The 1,228-nt window shown below is 69.6% G+C and carries 1 protein-coding gene; it reads left to right on the forward strand.

Translation table 11 applies throughout. The features are described 5' to 3' along the window. Nucleotides 1-905 (forward strand): beta-ketoacyl synthase N-terminal-like domain-containing protein (locus ABTW95_RS35685; protein ID WP_500228642.1); only part of this gene is annotated, 905 nt, incomplete at its 5' end. Between the last annotated feature and the right edge of the window lie 323 nt (nt 906-1,228).

A 1,228-nucleotide genomic window follows, 5' to 3' on the forward strand; every position in this document is an offset into this window, starting at 1 on the left:
CGATGGAGATGTTCGTCGCGGCGGAGCAGTCCGTCACCCCCTCGGACGTGGCCCTGGTCCAGGGCGCGCTCACACGCTCCAGAGGCGCCAACTTCACTGTTTCGTGCGGCTGTGCGTCCTCCGCCCTCCAGATCGGCAACGCCCAGCGCATGATCGCCGACGGTGAGGCCGACATCGCCGTGGTGACCGGGGTGGACGTCTTCAGCGTCCCCCTCATCCACAACATCCAGCGTCTGCTGTCCGGAGCCCAGCAGACGTACGACGCCATGCGGTCCCAGGACATGCCCGCCCTCCTGCCGTCGTTCGAGTCGTTGATGCGTCCGTACGACCGGCGTGCCGACTGCATCAACCACGGCGAAGGGTCCGCGACCATCGTCATGGAGAGCCGCGAACACGCCTTCGCACGGGGCGGCCGCCTCTACGGCCAGGTCCTCTCGCAGGCCACCACGCGGGACGGCCTAGCCAATCCGCTCGCTTGCGACGACACCGGAAGGGCGCTGGTGTCGGCGGTGCGGCGGTGCCTCGGCGACACCTGGGAGATCGACCAGGTGCCCTACATCCACGGTGGCAGCGACGGCAACGTGGTGGTCACGACGTTCGAGGCCAACGCGATCAGGGAGCTGTACGGCCCCGCGTCACGTGATCTGCTCATGTCCTCCCAGGAAGGCTGCTTCGGTCACAACGGCGCACCCGCGGGCGTCCTCGGGGTGGCCCTGACCCTGCTGATGATGAACCACGGCCAGGTGTGTCCCACAGCCAACTGCGAGGAGCCTGCGGACAACCTCACCTTCGACCCGGTTCCGGGGACGGCTACGCGGCCCCTCGACTTCGACTATGCCTTCACCTTCAACTACCAGGTCGGAGGGCTGAAGAGCGCCATCCTGCTGGGGAGCCCCGAAGTCTGAGCCCCTCCTCCGCCGGCCCGGCTCAGCTGCTCGCGGGCCGTCGCCGATCCGAAGCCGACGGCGCCCCGCGGGAGCACGAGGTCCCGCCCGCATCCCCGCGGTTTCCCGCAGACCCGCCCCGGAAGGCCACCTGCCGCCCGCGGGCACACGCTCCGGCGCGCCCCGCCCCGATCGTCGCGCCGGCCATGTGGCACGCCTCCCTCTCCTCGAACGCCCCCAGCTCCTCGCACCACATGCACCCGCTTTTCTCATGGACGACTAGGAGACTCCCGTGGTGGCCCTGGACAAGTACCCCTCTCGCCCCGCGAACGGGCCCATCGCCG

It is taken from the genome of Spirillospora sp. NPDC127506, from assembly GCF_040302145.1.
GTDB lineage: Bacteria > Actinomycetota > Actinomycetes > Streptosporangiales > Streptosporangiaceae > Spirillospora.